General features: G+C 45.4%; 17 protein-coding genes. 12 read left to right on the plus strand and 5 right to left on the minus strand.

Going from position 1 to position 16016, the window contains the following annotated elements; all coding sequences use genetic code 11:
- Nucleotides 1-91: 91 nt before the first annotated feature.
- Both ilvY and ybaK read left to right on the plus strand, forming a co-directional pair.
- The gene (gene ilvY, locus ABTQ23_RS16805; RefSeq protein WP_408616909.1) at nt 92-988 is read left to right on the plus strand and encodes an HTH-type transcriptional activator IlvY; all 897 of its coding nucleotides are present in this window, start codon (nt 92-94) and stop codon (nt 986-988) included.
- A gap of 6 nt (nt 989-994) precedes the next feature.
- Nucleotides 995-1471, plus strand: coding sequence for a Cys-tRNA(Pro) deacylase (ybaK, locus tag ABTQ23_RS16810; protein ID WP_408616910.1), 477 nt, complete (start codon nt 995-997; stop codon nt 1469-1471).
- Here ybaK and ABTQ23_RS16815 read toward each other — a convergent pair.
- Nucleotides 1468-1917, minus strand: coding sequence for a GNAT family N-acetyltransferase (locus ABTQ23_RS16815; protein WP_408616911.1), 450 nt, complete (start codon nt 1915-1917; stop codon nt 1468-1470). The genes ybaK and ABTQ23_RS16815 overlap by 4 nt on opposite strands.
- A gap of 97 nt (nt 1918-2014) precedes the next feature.
- Here ABTQ23_RS16815 and ubiK point away from each other — a divergent pair, with 97 nt between their 5' ends.
- The 7 genes from ubiK (at nt 2015) to ABTQ23_RS16850 (ending at nt 8843) form a co-directional block, all read left to right on the plus strand.
- The gene (ubiK, locus tag ABTQ23_RS16820; RefSeq protein WP_408616912.1) at nt 2015-2305 is read left to right on the plus strand and encodes a ubiquinone biosynthesis accessory factor UbiK; all 291 of its coding nucleotides are present in this window, start codon (nt 2015-2017) and stop codon (nt 2303-2305) included.
- Between the two features lie 182 nt (nt 2306-2487).
- On the plus strand, nt 2488-3846 hold the full coding sequence (locus tag ABTQ23_RS16825; protein WP_408616913.1) for a class II 3-deoxy-7-phosphoheptulonate synthase: 1359 nt from the start codon (nt 2488-2490) through the stop codon (nt 3844-3846).
- 149 nt (nt 3847-3995) lie between these two features.
- Nucleotides 3996-4943 carry an NAD(P)-dependent oxidoreductase gene (locus ABTQ23_RS16830; RefSeq protein WP_408616914.1) on the plus strand — a complete coding sequence of 316 codons (948 nt, stop codon included), beginning with the start codon at nt 3996-3998 and terminating at the stop codon, nt 4941-4943.
- A gap of 65 nt (nt 4944-5008) precedes the next feature.
- Nucleotides 5009-5683, plus strand: coding sequence for an EcsC family protein (locus ABTQ23_RS16835; RefSeq protein ID WP_408616915.1), 675 nt, complete (start codon nt 5009-5011; stop codon nt 5681-5683).
- A gap of 88 nt (nt 5684-5771) precedes the next feature.
- On the plus strand, nt 5772-6782 hold the full coding sequence (locus tag ABTQ23_RS16840) for a 2-hydroxyacid dehydrogenase (protein WP_408616916.1): 1011 nt from the start codon (nt 5772-5774) through the stop codon (nt 6780-6782).
- A 175-nt stretch (nt 6783-6957) separates the two neighbouring features.
- The gene (locus tag ABTQ23_RS16845; protein ID WP_408616955.1) at nt 6958-7671 is read left to right on the plus strand and encodes a DUF554 domain-containing protein; all 714 of its coding nucleotides are present in this window, start codon (nt 6958-6960) and stop codon (nt 7669-7671) included.
- 104 nt (nt 7672-7775) lie between these two features.
- Nucleotides 7776-8843 (plus strand): iron-containing alcohol dehydrogenase family protein, encoded by a 1068-nt coding sequence (locus ABTQ23_RS16850; protein ID WP_408616917.1) that lies wholly within the window; start codon nt 7776-7778, stop codon nt 8841-8843.
- A gap of 75 nt (nt 8844-8918) precedes the next feature.
- Here the strand turns inward: ABTQ23_RS16850 and yiaY are convergent, their stop codons facing one another.
- Nucleotides 8919-10067 (minus strand): L-threonine dehydrogenase, encoded by a 1149-nt coding sequence (gene yiaY, locus ABTQ23_RS16855; protein ID WP_408616918.1) that lies wholly within the window; start codon nt 10065-10067, stop codon nt 8919-8921.
- A 158-nt stretch (nt 10068-10225) separates the two neighbouring features.
- Complete coding sequence (locus tag ABTQ23_RS16860) at nt 10226-11113, minus strand: LysR family transcriptional regulator (RefSeq protein WP_408616919.1); 888 nt, start codon at nt 11111-11113, stop codon at nt 10226-10228.
- 144 nt (nt 11114-11257) lie between these two features.
- Here ABTQ23_RS16860 and ABTQ23_RS16865 point away from each other — a divergent pair, with 144 nt between their 5' ends.
- From ABTQ23_RS16865 to ABTQ23_RS16875, 3 genes are read left to right on the plus strand one after another with little or no spacing between them, the layout of a single operon-like run.
- Entirely contained in the window at nt 11258-12433 is a 1176-nt protein-coding gene (locus ABTQ23_RS16865) for a methionine aminotransferase (protein WP_408616920.1), read from the plus strand.
- The gene (locus ABTQ23_RS16870; RefSeq protein WP_408616921.1) at nt 12430-13236 is read left to right on the plus strand and encodes a carbon-nitrogen hydrolase family protein; all 807 of its coding nucleotides are present in this window, start codon (nt 12430-12432) and stop codon (nt 13234-13236) included. Before ABTQ23_RS16865 ends, ABTQ23_RS16870 begins: the two co-directional genes overlap by 4 nt.
- Before the next feature lie 41 nt (nt 13237-13277).
- The gene (locus ABTQ23_RS16875) at nt 13278-14060 is read left to right on the plus strand and encodes a transporter substrate-binding domain-containing protein (protein WP_408616922.1); all 783 of its coding nucleotides are present in this window, start codon (nt 13278-13280) and stop codon (nt 14058-14060) included.
- Nucleotides 14061-14322: 262 nt separating this feature from the next.
- Here ABTQ23_RS16875 and ABTQ23_RS16880 read toward each other — a convergent pair whose 3' ends face one another.
- Together ABTQ23_RS16880 and ABTQ23_RS16885 are read right to left on the minus strand one after the other, a co-directional pair.
- The gene (locus ABTQ23_RS16880; RefSeq protein ID WP_408616923.1) at nt 14323-14556 is read right to left on the minus strand and encodes a non-oxidative hydroxyarylic acid decarboxylases subunit D; all 234 of its coding nucleotides are present in this window, start codon (nt 14554-14556) and stop codon (nt 14323-14325) included.
- A gap of 11 nt (nt 14557-14567) precedes the next feature.
- Nucleotides 14568-16007, minus strand: a complete 1440-nt coding sequence (locus tag ABTQ23_RS16885) for a non-oxidative hydroxyarylic acid decarboxylases subunit C (RefSeq protein WP_408616924.1) — start codon at nt 16005-16007, stop codon at nt 14568-14570.
- Nucleotides 16008-16016: the final 9 nt, after the last annotated feature.

The following is a 16016-nucleotide window of genomic DNA, read 5'->3' on the forward strand; positions in this document are numbered from 1 at the left end:
TTTAATATAAGAGCTGGGATCTGTTGCGTAAAATGATATATTCGAAATATCGTATTGCAAAAAATGCAATACAGCCGAAATGGAACGAACTATGGACCAACGTAGCGCAGAGCTTTTTTTACACTTGTGCAATAGCCTGCATTTTGCTCGAACCAGTGAGCAGATGCATGTTAGCCCATCGACACTTAGCCGAGTGATTGCCCGTTTAGAGCAAGAATTAGGTGCGCGCTTATTTACGCGCGATAAACGTTCTGTTTCACTCACGCCATCGGGCGTTCGAGTGCGCCGTTTTGTTGAGCAATGGCTTGGCCAGTGGCGCGAGTTACAAGCCGACCTTTGTGGTGAAATTGCCGATTTAGCCGGAGAGCTCAGTGTTTACTGTTCGGTGACCGCAAGTTATAGCCATCTTCCGCAGCTACTCGATAGGTTTCGCATTCTCTGTCCTCGCGCCGAGATTAAGCTGGTTACCGGCGATGTTGCCCTAGCTGTTGCGATGGTTCGCGATGCCAGGGCTGATATCGCACTGGCAGCTCGCCCAGAGTCCTTGCCGTTATCGGTGAATTTTGCCAGTATGACCACTGTTCCTTTGTCGATTATTGCGCCGCGAGTCAATTGCGTTGCTCGTGAAATGCTTGATGCTCCGATTATTGACTGGCAACGGGTTCCTTTTATTCTGCCTGAGCATGGCCCGGCTCGGCGTCGCCTTGAAAACTGGTTTGCGCTGATGGATATCAATCCACCTATCGTGGCAACGGTTGCTGGGCACGAAGCCTTGGTGAGCATGGTGGCTTTGGGCAGCGGTGTCGGAATTGCTCCCGATGTTGTGTTAGCCAATAGCCCGGTGAGCGAGCGAATTCAGAAAGTCCCTGTGGATGTGGCGATAGAGCCATTTGATATGGGCGTTTGTGCGTTGTCTAAACGATTGCACGAACCGCTGTTGCAACGTTTTTGGCAACTGGCGGCGCATCATCCTTTTAATCACGATTAAATTATTATGACTCCAGCGATAAATGCGCTTAAACGCGCGAAAATTGATTTTATTCTTCATCATTATGAACATGATGCTGATAGTCGTCACTTCGGTGATGAGGCAGCAGAAAAACTCGGGATTGAACCCACAGCCATGTATAAAACTTTGGTTGCCTGTGATGAGCATGACCCAAAACAGATGGTGGTAGCGGTCGTGCCGGTTGCCGGGCATTTAGATTTAAAAAAATTAGCCAAAGCTGCGGGCCTGAAAAAAATGAAAATGGCGGACCCAACTCAAGCTGAGCGCACAACGGGTTATATCAAAGGGGGGATTAGTCCTTTGGGCCAGAAAAAACGGCTCCCGACTTTTTTAGATAGCTCGGCCAAAGAGCTGGCACAGATTTATGTTAGCGGGGGAAAACGCGGGCTGACCGTGCAAGTTGCCCCTGAACCGATGTTGTCACTGGTGCGCGGTGAGTTTGCGCTCATTGCAGCCGATTAATCTAAGCGCATGTTGCGATGTTCGATGCCATCTTCTAAGAAAATATCGGAGATGGCATAAAATCCGACAGACTCATAAAAAGCCTGTAAGTGCGCTTGTGCCTCAATGGTGATGGGCTGCTCTGGCCAGATTTTTTTGCATTGGGCTATTGCTTCAAGCATAAGCGCGCGGCCCAGTTTTTTTGCTCTGGCATGAGGGGCAACAATCACCCGACCAATCGAAACAGTTGGATAGGTCGTATTTGGCGCCAGTAAGCGTGCATACGCGCTTAATTTTCCTTGCTGGTAAAGCATCAAATGGCGTAATTCGGGATGGGTATCATGGCCATCAAGTTCTGAATAAGGACAGTTTTGTTCAACGACAAAAACGTCGACCCGTAGTTTGAGGATTTGATACAGTTCATCCACACTGAGTTGGCAAAACGGTTTACAGGTCCATTCAAGCATAAACATCCTTGCCTGATTGCACAGATTGCTGGTGTTAAAACGCTTCGAGTCTGACTACAATACAGGTCAATAAGTAACAATTAGTGAAGGCGAATATATGTTAAATCCAAATAAATTGGAAGAATTAGCCAAACAGATCCGCGAAATGGTGCCATCAGGCGTGCGCAACGCAGGCGATGAATTTGAACGTCGCGTCAAACAGCTGCTGCAAGCTAAATTAAATCAGCTTGATATGGTCAGCCGTGATGATTTTGATGTGCAGGCGCAAGTGCTGCTGCGCACACGTGAAAAACTCACTGAACTTGAGCAGCGCTTAAGTGAACTGGAAGCTAAATTAGCGCCTCAGCAGGATAGCGGCGAACCTAAAGAGAACGGCGAAAACGATTAGTTGTATAACAAAAACTTTCGATAAAAAGTGTTTAAAGTGGGTGTTAATGCGTATAAATCCCATAAAAACACCAGTTTTTGGCCATTTTTACGATGTAGTTATTTAATTTGTAATTAGGGGTTTTCAAGTGCATAAGATCCCCTATTATTAGCTTTTTTATTGAGATCTCGGGGAAGTAGAGAATGACCGAATGGACACCGTCCAGCTGGCGGCAAAAACCAGCAAAACAGATTCCGGATTACCCGGATAAGGCCGCTTTAGAGCGTGTTGAAAAAGAATTGGCTGGGCAACCACCGTTAGTCTTTGCTGGTGAAGCGCGGGCATTGCGCAGTGAACTGGCTAAAGTTGCTAAAGGTGAAGCGTTTTTGCTTCAAGGTGGCGATTGTGCTGAAAGCTTTGATGAATTTAGCACTATCCATATTCGGGACTTTTTTAAAGCTCTGATGCAGATGGCGGTTGTTTTAACTTTTGGTGGTCAAAAACCAGTGGTTAAAATCGGTCGCGTTGCAGGGCAGTTTGCTAAACCTCGTAGCTCTAACTTTGAATCGATTAACGGTGTTGAGTTACCCTCTTATCGTGGCGATATTATTAACGCGATCAGTTTTGATGAGAAATCGCGCGTGCCCGATCCAGAGCGGATGCTGATGGCTTATCACCAATCCACCTCAACGTTGAACCTGTTGCGGGCATTTGCCCAAGGTGGCCTGGCTGATCTGCAGCAAGTTCATAAATGGAACTTGGATTTCGTTGCGAAAAGTCCATTGTCAGAGCGTTATCGCAGTATTTCACGGCGGATTGATGAGTCGCTGTCATTTATGAATGCCTGCGGGATTAACTCTCAGACAACTCCGCAGCTTCGTGAAACCACTTTATATACCTCTCATGAAGCATTATTGTTGCCTTATGAACAGGCGTTGACTCGCTGCGATAGTCTGACGGGTAAATGGTATGACTGTGCGGCGCATATGTTGTGGATTGGCGATCGAACTCGTCAAGTTGACCATGCACATGTTGAGTTTGCGCGCGGGATTGAAAATGCCATTGGACTGAAAGCTGGTCCAACGACAGACCCTGATGAACTGCTGCGATTGATTGATATCATCAACCCGAACAACGAAGCGGGGCGGTTGAATATCATTGTGCGTATGGGCGCTGATAATGTGGCTGAACATCTGCCGAATCTGATTCGCGCTGTTGAGCGTGAAGGTAGACAGGTTGTCTGGAGCAGCGACCCAATGCATGGCAACACCATTAAAGCCCCCAATGGTTATAAAACTCGCCGTGTTGATGATGTTTTGCGTGAAGTTCGCAGCTTCTTTGAAATCCACGCCAGCGAAGGTTCATATGCTGGTGGTGTGCATTTTGAAATGACCGGTCGTAACGTGACTGAATGTGTTGGTGGCGCTTTTCACATCACCGAACACGATTTAGCGGAACGGTATCACACTTACTGCGATCCGCGTTTAAATGCTGACCAAGCGTTGGAGCTGGCATTCTTAATTGCTGATAACATTAAAGCGGCACGTAACGCGATGGCTTAATTGCATCTGCTTGCTTGCACTTAAAAAATCCGGACTCTGTTCCGGATTTTTTTATGCGCGCGATGCTGGCATTAGCGCATTAACAGACTTGATTAAGATAGTAAAAACAATGACGATGTATCTTCATAACCGATAAAAGGAGGGCCCCGATGAACGTTTTATTTGGAGCACCGGAAGATGCTTGGGGCGGTATTTTTTATCGCTACCAAGAGGCATTACCAGAATTTAATTGGCAAGCTTTAGGGCACTATGATCTAAAGAGTCTTAAAGGCGTTGATATTTTTATTCCAACCATGACCCGTGTGACCAAAGAGGTTTTAGCCACAGCCGACCAGCTTAAATTAATTCAGCAAGTTGGGGCCGGTCTTGAAGGTGTTGATTTAGCCGCAGCCCAAGAGCTAAACATTCCAGTCGCGAATGTACCCACGGCCGATAGCGGAAATGCCGATTCGGTCGCCGAATTAGCTGTTTTTATGATGCTCTGTTTAGTCCGGCGTTTTAAAGAGATCCCCCAAGCGATTGCTGAGCAACAGCTTGGCGCACCCTGTGGCCAGACGCTGCGCGGTCATACGGTCGGGTTAGTTGGATTCGGTGGTTTGGGCCAAGCCGTCGCGCGCTGCCTAAGTGGTTTTGGCATGCAGATGGTTGCGGTGAAACGAACTGAAGATCAAAAACTTGCCGAGCAGTTTTCCCTTAACTGGTGCCGGTCAATGGATTCTCTTGATGAGCTTTTAGCTATCAGTGATCACGTCGTGTTAACGCTGCCTGACTCGGCGCAAACGCACCATTTGTTTGATGAAGCAAAGTTTAAGAAATTTAAACCTGGCGCTTTTGTTATTAATCTTGGGCGTGGCGGTTTAATTGATACGAACGCGTTAGTTGATGCATTACACAGTGGTCATTTAGCAGGCGCAGGGCTCGATGTTTTTGAGCAAGAGCCGCCCGAGCCGAACCAGCCACTGTTTTTAGAAAACGTCATTGCCACGCCGCATATTGGCGGTGTAACCGATCTTTCTCAGCAAGGTATTTTTGATGCAGTGACGGCTAATTTAAAACGATTAGCAACCGAGCAGCCAGTCTTGTATCGAGCTGTTTGAAAATTGATGGTATTATCTATAGATAAAATAATCACAACAACGCCGTCAATTCGAAAAAGGATGTTATGAGTCAGTCAAATACTAGCCTGATGGGCAAAATAAAAGAAGCTATCTGGAATATCGATCCAAACCGCATTTTAAACGATGCCCATGTGCAGGGGATTGATGCTTCATCATTGGTTGATTTAGCGCATCGTCCTGATATTTACCCACGATTGCAGCAATTGATGAATCAATATGTGAAAAGTGCGTCTCGCTATAGTGCTGTAACTGGTGCAAGCAGTGGTTTTGGCGGTTTTGTTTCAGCGGTGACATTTGCCAGTGTTGATTTGGTGAATATCGCCGCGCAGTTGTATCGGCTTAACCAGAAGCTTGCTCTTGTGCACGGGCTAGATATTACCAATGTTGAGTTGCAGCCCCAGTTGCAACAAATTTATCTGCAGTCACTCGGTTTTGATGCCAAAGCCCAAGAGGTGATTTTAGGTAAAGTGAAGATTGATCAGAATGTTTTAGGTCATGAAGCCGTTAAAAGTTTTTCGGTGCAGTTGGTTAAAGAGGTCGCCAAACATCTGGCGGTGAAACTTTCTCGCAAGCAAGTGGCTAAGGTGATCCCATTTCTAGGTGCGGCTGTGGGGGGCGGGGCAAACTACTGGTTTACGCAGCGCAGTGGCAAAGCCATGATGGAGGCCTATCAGCAGTTATATTTTGCTGATCTAGAAAGAATTTCAGAAAAAGTGTGATGAGCTTTGCAGTTTTCTGAAAATCCTGCAATGATCTCTTGCATGGAGGGCTCAGTTGGGCCCTCGTGCTGATTATTGAGGGCATGTCATGAAAATCTGTCTATTTAGTGCAAAAAAATATGATCGCGAGTATTTCGACTTAGCGAATCAAAATTATGGCTTTGAAATTGAATACTTTTCTATTGGTTTAGCGCCAAATACAGCAGCCTTGGCCAAAGGCGCCGATGCCGTCTGCGCTTTTGTGAATGATAATATTGGCCAAGACACTTTAGAGGCTTTAAATGAGCTTGGAATTAAAGTGTTGCTGATGCGCTGTGCAGGGTTTAATAATGTTGATTTATCCTGTGCTAAACGCCTTGGTTTTCATGTTGCTAGGGTTCCTGCTTATTCACCTGAAGCGGTTGCAGAACATGCTATAGCACTGTTAATGACGCTGAACCGCAAAATTCATAAAGCCTATCTTAGAACCCGCGATGCTAACTTTAACCTCGAAGGTTTAACTGGCTTTAACATGCATGGTCGCACGGTGGGTGTGGTTGGTACCGGTAAAATCGGCCTGGCGACAGCTCGAATTTTTCGGGGCTTTGGCTGTGAGTTATTAGGCTTTGACCCATATCCCAATAAAGAGTTTGAAAAAATTGGTGGTCGCTATGTCGAGCTTGATGAGTTGTTAAGCTCCTCTAAAGTGATTAGCTTGCATTGTCCTCTGACGGCCGATAGCACTTATCTAATTGATCGCCGAGCATTTTCGTTAATGCAGCCAAAAACCGTCCTAATCAATACCAGCCGTGGTAAACTAGTAGACTCTGTTGCTGCAATCGATGCATTAAAACAGGGAATTCTAGGTGGTCTCGCTCTGGATGTTTATGAAAATGAGCAGGACCTGTTCTTTGAAGATCTTTCTGATGAAGTGATTCAAGATGACGTATTTAGACGTCTTTCTGCTTGCCACAATGTGATTTTTACCGGTCACCAAGCTTTCTTAACTTATGAAGCATTGGATGCTATCGCTAAAGTGACGCTTGATAACGCCAAATCGTTATTCTCAGGCGAACAGACGCCAAACGAGATCGTTCAGAGTAATCCTGATCACCATTAATGTTATTGTCGATTTTCGGATGATAAAGCCGTGCTTATGCACGGCTTGTTGTTTATTTAATCGACTATCTTTGTACCAAGACTGAACTAATTTATTCGCTCGACAAGCAACGCCGCGAGCATGGACTTGCGAAGCGGTGACACGCTAGATGTTATTTAAAGGAGAAATCAACATGATGCTGGGTCCTATTATCAATAGCTGCGCTATCATGTTAGGAGGACTAGCTGGCCCTCTTTTGGCTCATTTTATCCCCAAGCGATTACAACGCGGATTACCCCCGACTTTTGCACTAGCCTCATTTGCCATTGGGATCACGATGATTGTGAAGTTTCATTTTATTCCAGTTGTGGTGATGGCTTTGATTTTGGGAACGGCGATTGGGGAGTTTATCTACTTAGAAGCTGGAATTAGTAAAGGGGCGCAGTGGGTGCAGGGCAAACTAAAATCTGTTTTGCCTGTTCCTCGCAGTTTAAGTCGCGAGGAATATAGCTCGCAATTTACCGCTTTAATCGTGGTATTTGGTGCCAGTGGCCTTGGTGTGGTCGGTGCGATGACCGAAGGATTAAATGGGGATTACCAACTACTGCTCGTGAAAGCGATGATGGATTTTGTCACAGCGATTATCTTCTCTATCACCCTTGGCCCGAGTATTGCGCTGATCGCTATCATTCAATTTCTTGTCCAGGGCGTTTTATTTTTCCTCGCGAGTTCAATTCACCATTACATGGATCCCATTGCCATGGCTGACTTTTCTGCTGTTGGCGGCATTATTATGGTCGCCGTAGGTTTAAGGATTGCCAAAATAATGAATTTTGCTGTGGTAAACTTTCTCCCTGCTTTAATATTAGTTTTGCCTTTTTCGTATCTATGGCGGCATTTCTTTGGTTAAATGCAAGATATTGAGTTAGTCTTGCTCAAATATTAAAAATATAAGCAATTAAAAAAATAAAGTTCCCTTACAGGGTTCGTCAATGAATACAGGAGTTTGTAACTATGTCCGTTGAATTTCATTTCCCGGCCAATTACCACCGCGGTCCGAATGTCGCAAAACAACTCGCAAAATACTGCCAGCAGTTGGGGCCAAAAGCGATGGTTGTTGGTGGTCATACTGCGCTAAAAGTGCTCAAAGAGCATGTCGGGGAAATCGAAAATGCATCATATCATTGGTTTGGTGGTGTTTGTTCAATTAACAATATCAACCAATTAAAAGCGGTTGCTGAAGCTGAGCAGGCGCAAGTGATTGTTGCTGTGGGTGGTGGTAAAGCACTTGATACCGGTAAAGCGGTAGCCATTGAAATGAATCTGCCGATTATTACGGTTCCGACGATTGCCGCAACATGTGCTGCATTAACACCGCTGTCGATTCGCTATTTAGATAACGGACACTTCTTCGATTTATATCATCTGCCAAGTGCCCCTCAAGTTACCTTAGTTGATACGACCATTTTAGCGAAATCACCACAGCGCTGGTTAGCTGCAGGTTTGGGCGATACATTGGCTAAATTATATGAATATCGCTCACTTAAACATGATGAAAGCGTATTAGCTGGCGATAAAAAATTAACGGCGTTTAACAGCCAGTTATGTTTTGATTTGATTCAAACCTATGGTGCGGATGCTTGTAATGCACTTAAAAAAGGTGAGCCAAATGAAGCACTGGAACAGGCTGTCGATGCCATTATGCTGTATGCAGCGATGACCTCCCTGATGGCCAGTGGTGCTCATGCAACTATGTCTCATGGCTTTTATGAAGGTCTGACTGTGAACGATGATGTTCGTGAATTTGGTCACGGTCTGCTGGTGGGTTATGGCAACTTGGTATTGCTTGCACTTGAACAGCGCAGTGATGAAGAGCTCATTGAAGCGATTCAACTGGCTAAAGATTGCGAGATCCCAACCTCATTGGCACAGATTAAATCAGATTGGAGTGACGCTGAACTTCACGAAGTTTATGTGGCAACCCTTGAAACGCCTGAAGCGGTATTACTGCCATTTACAGTAACGGTTGAGTCGCTCTCGCAAGCTTGTAAACGAGTTGATGCATTAAGCTCACGCGTTTAACTGCCTTTAGTCGTTATCCCGACCATAAAAAGCCTTGCATATAGCAAGGCTTTTGTCTTTTAAACGAAAACTCAATTACATTGCAGCTTTAAAGATTGCAACAACTTCTTCGTGAGTCGGCTGTTTCGGGTTAGTTATGCCGCAAGCATCTTTCATCGCGTTATCAGCTAAGATGTTGAAGTCTTCTTCTTTTGCGCCTAGCTCTTTAAGGCCAGCTGGAATGTTGACATCTTTTGATAATTGGCAGATTGCTGCAATTGCTGCATCGGCACCTTGTTTATCATCAAGGCCTGAAACATCAACGCCTAACGCTTTGGCAACATCTTTTAATAAAGGTGCTGCAACTTGCGCATTATAACGTTGTACGTGAGGCAATAAGACGGCATTACAAACACCATGTGGCAGGTCATAGAAACCACCTAACTGGTGAGCCATCGCATGTACGTAACCTAATGATGCGTTGTTAAATGCCATACCTGCCATGAACTGGGCATAAGCCATCTGTTCACGAGCTTGCATATTAGAGCCGTTGTGCACTGCTTCGCGCAGGTAATCACGAATAATTTCAATCGCTTTAATGGCGCAAGCATCAGTAATAGGAGTTGCGGCTGTAGATACATACGCTTCAACAGCGTGAGTCAGCGCGTCCATACCAGTTGCAGCAGTCAGTGCCGGTGGCATACCCGCCATCAATTTCGGATCGTTAACTGACAAAATAGGAGTCACGTTAGTATCAACAATGGCCATTTTAACGTGGCGAACTTCATCAGTAATGATACAAAAACGAGTCATTTCTGAAGCTGTTCCGGCAGTTGTATTGATACTAATCAGTGGCAGCTGAGGTTTGCTTGAAACATCAACGCCTTCATAATCACTAATTTTCCCGCCATTAGATGCAACCAGTGCAATCCCTTTGGCGCAGTCGTGTGATGAGCCACCACCTAATGAGATGACGCAGTCACATTTATGGCTATGTAAAACTTCCAGGCCTGAATTGACATTAGTCACGGTAGGGTTTGGATGAACGCCATCATAAACAATACTGCTAATGCCATATTCGTTTAAAAGTGATTGGATATCGCCAGTAACCCCCAATTTAGTCATACCTGGGTCTGTTACGATTAAAGCTTGTTTAAAGCCCTGGCTTTGGATTTGTTGGGCGGCATCTTTAAGAGCCCCTTCACCCATGATGTTTACAGCAGGAATATAGAAAGTACTGCTCATGGAAATCACCTTTTAAAGTTATGTTTTAATTTACGAGGTGATTCTGGCACCGCAGCCGGGAAAAATGTTTGATGTGCAGCAAGTTTTTGTGACAATAGTGAATTATTTGTAACTAGTGTGAACGATTTAACTGGTTAAATGTTTCATCATGCAACTTTTTAGCTACAGGATAGTTCCTTTATCGCATTGATAAATGGACGTAATTTACTTTCAGCCCAATGCGGAAACAATAAATAGTAGCTAAAACCGGTTGGCACCGATTGCGAATCAACCTGAACTAAACGTCCAGTTTTGAGCTCTTCAGTGATTAGATTAGGGTCAGCAAGAGTGACGCCAAATCCCTGAAGGGCCGCATTAATCGCCAAATCCATCGTCTGAAAGTATTGATTTCGCTTTGGTCGATTGTTAGAGGCTGTGGATTCTAACCAAAGTTGCCAATCTTTGCCATCTTCTGTTGGGTGTAAAAAGGTAAAATTTTGGTCGAGCCAATGATCATGATGTTTGTTCAGATTAGGATGTGCGACCGGAATGATGTATTCATCGAACAATCTTAGATGCGGCACTTGCACAGATTTGTTGGTGTAGATAATCACCGCTTCAGCATTATCTTGAAACGGGCTTAAGTTGTGATCGTGATAGCTTTGCAGGTTGACCTGATAATTGGCAAGGGTTTGTTCTATTTTCATCAGTACTGGTAAAAGCCAGCGTAATACACAAGTTGGTGCTTTCAGGCGGATCTGTGTTTGCTGCGTCTGTTCTAGCAATTGGTGGGCATCGCGCAGTTGGCTAAACGCTTGGCGATATTGGCCAAGCAGCTGGCTAGCGTACGGGGTTAAAGTTAGCCCGCGAGCGTGACGGTTAAATAGGCGAACGCCCAGAAATGATTCTAATCCGGCAATCTGACGACTGACTGCGCTTTGGGTAATACACAGCTCGTCGGCGGCTCGGGTCAGATTCAGATGCTCTGCGGCAATGGTAAAAACATACATTGCATAAAAGGGTGGAACTCGTTTTTTTTGGGTGTCAGCGGTCATAATAATAGCCATGCGTTTTTCTCATGGCTATTATGCTCATAACTTGTTTGTTAAAACAACAATTCCCCGCTTTAATGACTAAAACGGCACAATTTCTGATTATCTATACATATTACTGAGGTTGGCGTGCGTTTCTATTTATTCTAAGGAGTTATTATGGCACTGCGGTCGGCGATCTCTGTTTCATCTAAATTACCCGATATCGGGACAACCATTTTTAGTGTGATTGGTGCATTAGTTCAGCAATACAAACCAATTAATCTCTCTCAGGGCGCCCCCAATTTTAAGGTCAGCGAGAAGTTAATTGATGGCGCAACGCGCGCGATGAAAAATGGGTTTAACCAGTATTCTCCAGCAGATGGCATTGAAACGCTGCAAGAGCTGCTCAGTGCCAAAGTAAACCATCTTTATGAGCGCCATTACGACCCAAGCGAAGAAATTACGATTACGGGCAGTGCTAGCGAAGGGCTTTATTCTGCGATTACGGCGCTCATTCAACCCGGTGATGAAGTGATTTATTTTGAGCCAGCTTTTGACTCTTATGTGCCCAATGTTCGCCTGCAAGGTGGTAAACCGGTTCCGATTCAGCTCAAAGCCCCCGATTTTGCGATGCCGTGGGATGAGATAAGCGCGGCGATTAATTCTAAAACCAAGATGATTATCATCAACTCGCCCCATAATCCGACGGCGCGAGTGCTCAGTAGCGAAGACTTGGATAAACTGGCGGCATTAACTGCCAACACAAATATCGTGATTTTATCTGATGAAGTCTACGAGCATATTATCTTTGATGGTGCGAAACACATGAGTATGGCTCGCCACCCACAATTGGCTGAGCGTAGTGTGATTGTCTCTTCATTTGGCAAGACCTTTCATGTGACAGGTTGGCGTGTTGGCTATTGCTTGGCACCCAAAGAAATTATGGCTGAAGTGCGTAAAGTGCATCAATTTTTAATGTATGCGGCTGATACGCCATTTCAGCATGCGGTCGCCGATTATATGCAAGATCCCCAAACATATCTGGGACTTGCTGAATTTTATCAGCATAAACGCGATCTTTTAATCGATGCGCTGGCGGATACTAAATTTAAGCTTTATCCCAGCCAAGGCTCGTTTTTTATGCTGGCAGGTTATGAAGCATTAAGCAGCGAGTCAGATAAAGATCTCGTGTTACGTTTAATTCGTGATTATCATGTGGCTACGATTCCGCTGTCAGCATTTTATTCAAACGGATACGATCCGAAAATGCTGCGTTTGTCATTTGCTAAAGATGATGAAACATTGCGCCAGGGCGCAGCTGCTTTGGTTCAGTTTTCTAAGGACAATGCATGAGTCAATCAACACTAATTGCGGCGCTGCAGCTTAATAGTGGCGATGATGTCGCCGCTAATTTAGCACTAGCCAGTGAGCTTGTGGCTGAGGCTGCAAGTCGTGGAGCCCGTTATGTGGTGCTTCCCGAGTATTTTTACTGGATGGGTGAAGATGAGAATAAACGGGTCGATTTGGGCGAACCGTTTGGCAATGGTCCGTTGCAGCAGGCCATGAGCAATCTTGCTGAGCGCCATCAAATTTATCTTGCGGCGGGTACTTTGCCCATTGTCTCGCCTATTGCGAACCACGTTTATAACTCTCAGTTGTTGTTTGGCCCTGATGGCCATTGCTTAAGCCGTTATGACAAGATCCATCTTTTTGGCTTTGATGATGGCACCTTGCGTTATCAAGAATCTGACGTCTTAGCATCTGGGCGACAAATCACTGATTACGATCTTGGATTTGCCCATGCGCGGGCCAGTATTTGTTATGACCTGCGTTTTCCAGAGCTTTATCGAAGCGCGCCTGCTTATGAGTTAATCAGTATGGCGGCTGCATTTACCTACCCAACAGGGCAGGCGCACTGGCATGCACTATTGCGTGCTCGAGCGATTGAAAACCAATGTTATCTGGTGGCCAGTGCTCAGACAGGGACACATCCGGGTGGCAAACAGACCTTTGGTCATAGTTTGGTGATTGACCCATGGGGTGAGATCATCGATGAATGTGTCAGTGGTAATGGCATGGCAATTGCTGAGTATAATCCAGAGAACTTAGCGCAAATTCGCCAGAAACTGCCAGCGCTGGCGCATCGAGTTTTATAATAAACAAAAGGGATATATCCCATCTTGGTACAGGAGTAACTATGAAATTACGCAACATTATCGGCTTGGCGATGGGATTGTTAGTCACCCAACAGGTGCTGGCACAAGATTCTATCCGTTATGGCTTAGAAGCTTTATATCCTCCATTTGAAAGCAAAGCCCCTGATGGCAAATTGGTCGGTTTTGATATCGCGTTAGGCAATGCGATTTGTAAACAGGCTGATCTGAAATGTAGTTGGGTTGAAGGGGCATTTGATACCCTCATTCCTGCACTTAAAGCACGTAAATTTGATGTGATTAACTCGGCTATGAACATCACCGCTCAGCGTGCTAAAGCGATCGATTTTACAATTCCTATCTATCAGGTTCCAACCCAACTGATTGTACACAAAGGTGTTAAGTTATTGCCTAATGCTAAATCTCTTAAAGGCAAAAATATTGGGGTTTTACAAGCATCTATTCAGCAGATCTATGCGGTCAAACACTGGCAGCCAAAAGGCGTAAATGTCGTGGCTTATAAAGACCAAAATCAGGTTTATGAAGATTTAACCTCTGGTCGTTTGGACGGGACGTTGGTGATGTCAACCGCCGGCCAACAGGGCTTTTTAGACAAACCTGAAGGCAAGGATTTCCAGTTCGTTGGTAAACCTGTCATTGATAAAAAAATCTTAGGTGTTGGTATCGGTTACGGATTACGTAAAGGTGATGACAAACTAAGAGAACGGTTGAACAGCGCAATTCGCGCGATTCAAAAAGATGGCAAAATCATTCCTAAACTGTCCAAAGAATACTTTGGTGGATTGGATGTCAGCGTTCAGCATTAATTGGCGCTAAGAGGCTCTTAACGAGTGCTTTTAAGTTAAGAGACTTTGGCTGATAAAGCACTTAAGTGTTTAGAATCCGATGGCTATTGCAGCTATCGGATTTTTTTTGGCTCAAGAGTTAAGCCGCCATATGATTGTGAATAAGGCTAAAAGCTTATCCAAAATGGGCAGACGGTTTTTTTAGCAACAAAAAAAGCCAGTCAGTGATACTGGCTGGCATCGGCAAAATCGCCTTTTTAATGACTGCAAAGACTTCTAAAGCTTACTCATGTTCGTTTAGCAGCGGTGGCACGCTAGGCACCACTGGTGCGTTATCGATATCGGCCTGAGTCATTTTAAATTGCTCAGGATAGTGTTCACGGCTGGTACGACGCAGCGGTTCGCTGGAGCGCCAGGTGTACAAGCAGTGTTGGCACTGATAAACCGTCCAAACCCCTTCAACAGGTGATTCGGCCAGCACTTCAATATGTTCTTCACCACAACGTGGACAAATCATAATTGTTCTCCTTAATTTTTAGCGCGATCGGCAAGCATCTGGTTGAGTTTTTCAGTCCACTTGGCTGTTTCTGGCAGATCTTTTACCGGTTGGCTAAAGTGGCCGCGATCATCTGGTGCAACAGGGGTTGTGGCATCAATGATCAGTTTATCGGTGATCCCGGCAGGCTCTGATCCTGGGTCAAGTTCTAGTACCGACATATTGGGTAGCTGCACCAGATCGCCTTTCGGGTTGACCTTCGCTGACATCGCCCACATCACCTGAGGCAGGTTGAATGGGTCGACATCTTCATCAACCATAATGACCATTTTGACGTAGCCCAAGCCATGCGGGGTCGTCATTGCGCGTAAACCAACCGCTCTGGCAAAACCGCCGTAGCGTTTTTTGGTCGAGATAATCGCCAGCAGACCGTGTGTATACATTGCATTTACGGCCTGAACTTCAGGAAATTCTGCTTTAAGTTGCTGATACAAAGGCACACAGGTTGCAGGTCCAATCAGATAATCAATCTCAGTCCAAGGCATGCCAAGATAGAGTGATTCAAAGATTGGATTGGTGCGATAGCTGACTTTATCGATGCGAATGACTGTCATCTGGCGGCCGCCTGAATAGTGGCCAGTAAACTCACCAAACGGTCCTTCGATTTCACGTTTACGACCTTCAATGACCCCTTCAATAACCACTTCACTGCCCCATGGCACATCAAAGCCAGTCAAAGGCGCGGTGGCGATAGGATAGGGACTTTCGCGCAGCGCGCCAGCCATTTCATATTCGCTTTGGTCGTAGCGAAGAGGTGTCGAAGCCATCAGTGTAATAATAGGATCGTTACCTAATGTAATGGCGATAGGCAGGTCTTCACCGCGCTCTTCAGCTTTATTCAAATGAATAGCGATGTCGTGCATCGGCACCGGTTGCAACGCAAGTTTGCGTTTGCCTTTGACTTCCATGCGATAGACCCCAACGTTTTGTTTGCCGAAGTTATCCGGATCGGTTGGGTCACGAGAAACAACACTCGCTTTATCGAGATAAAAGCCACCATCACCATCGTTCAGACGGAACAAAGGCAGAATATCAAATAGGTTGATGTCATCACCGTCAACGGTGTTTTCAGACCAAGGAGCATTGTCGCGGCGTTCTGGCGCGACAGGATAGTTATCCCAACGGCGAATAAACTCATCAATCTGGGCTTTTGTGCCAGTTTGTGGGGATAGACCCATGGCAATCGCATGGTTAGACCAAGAGCCTAACGTGTTCATCGCAATTTGTGGGGTGTCGAAACCTTCGACATTATTAAAAAATAATGCTGGTGCGGTGTCTGGATTACTAATGCGTCCAGTAGCATTTGCCGCTGCGGCAATATCGGGTTCTGCTTTGACCTGCTCTTCAATTTTGAGCAGCTGATTGTGCTCATCTAAAGCTTTTAAAAAGCTTCGTAAATCATCATAAGCCATAAAAAATTC

This window comes from Celerinatantimonas sediminis, assembly GCF_046054195.1.
GTDB lineage: Bacteria > Pseudomonadota > Gammaproteobacteria > Enterobacterales > Celerinatantimonadaceae > Celerinatantimonas.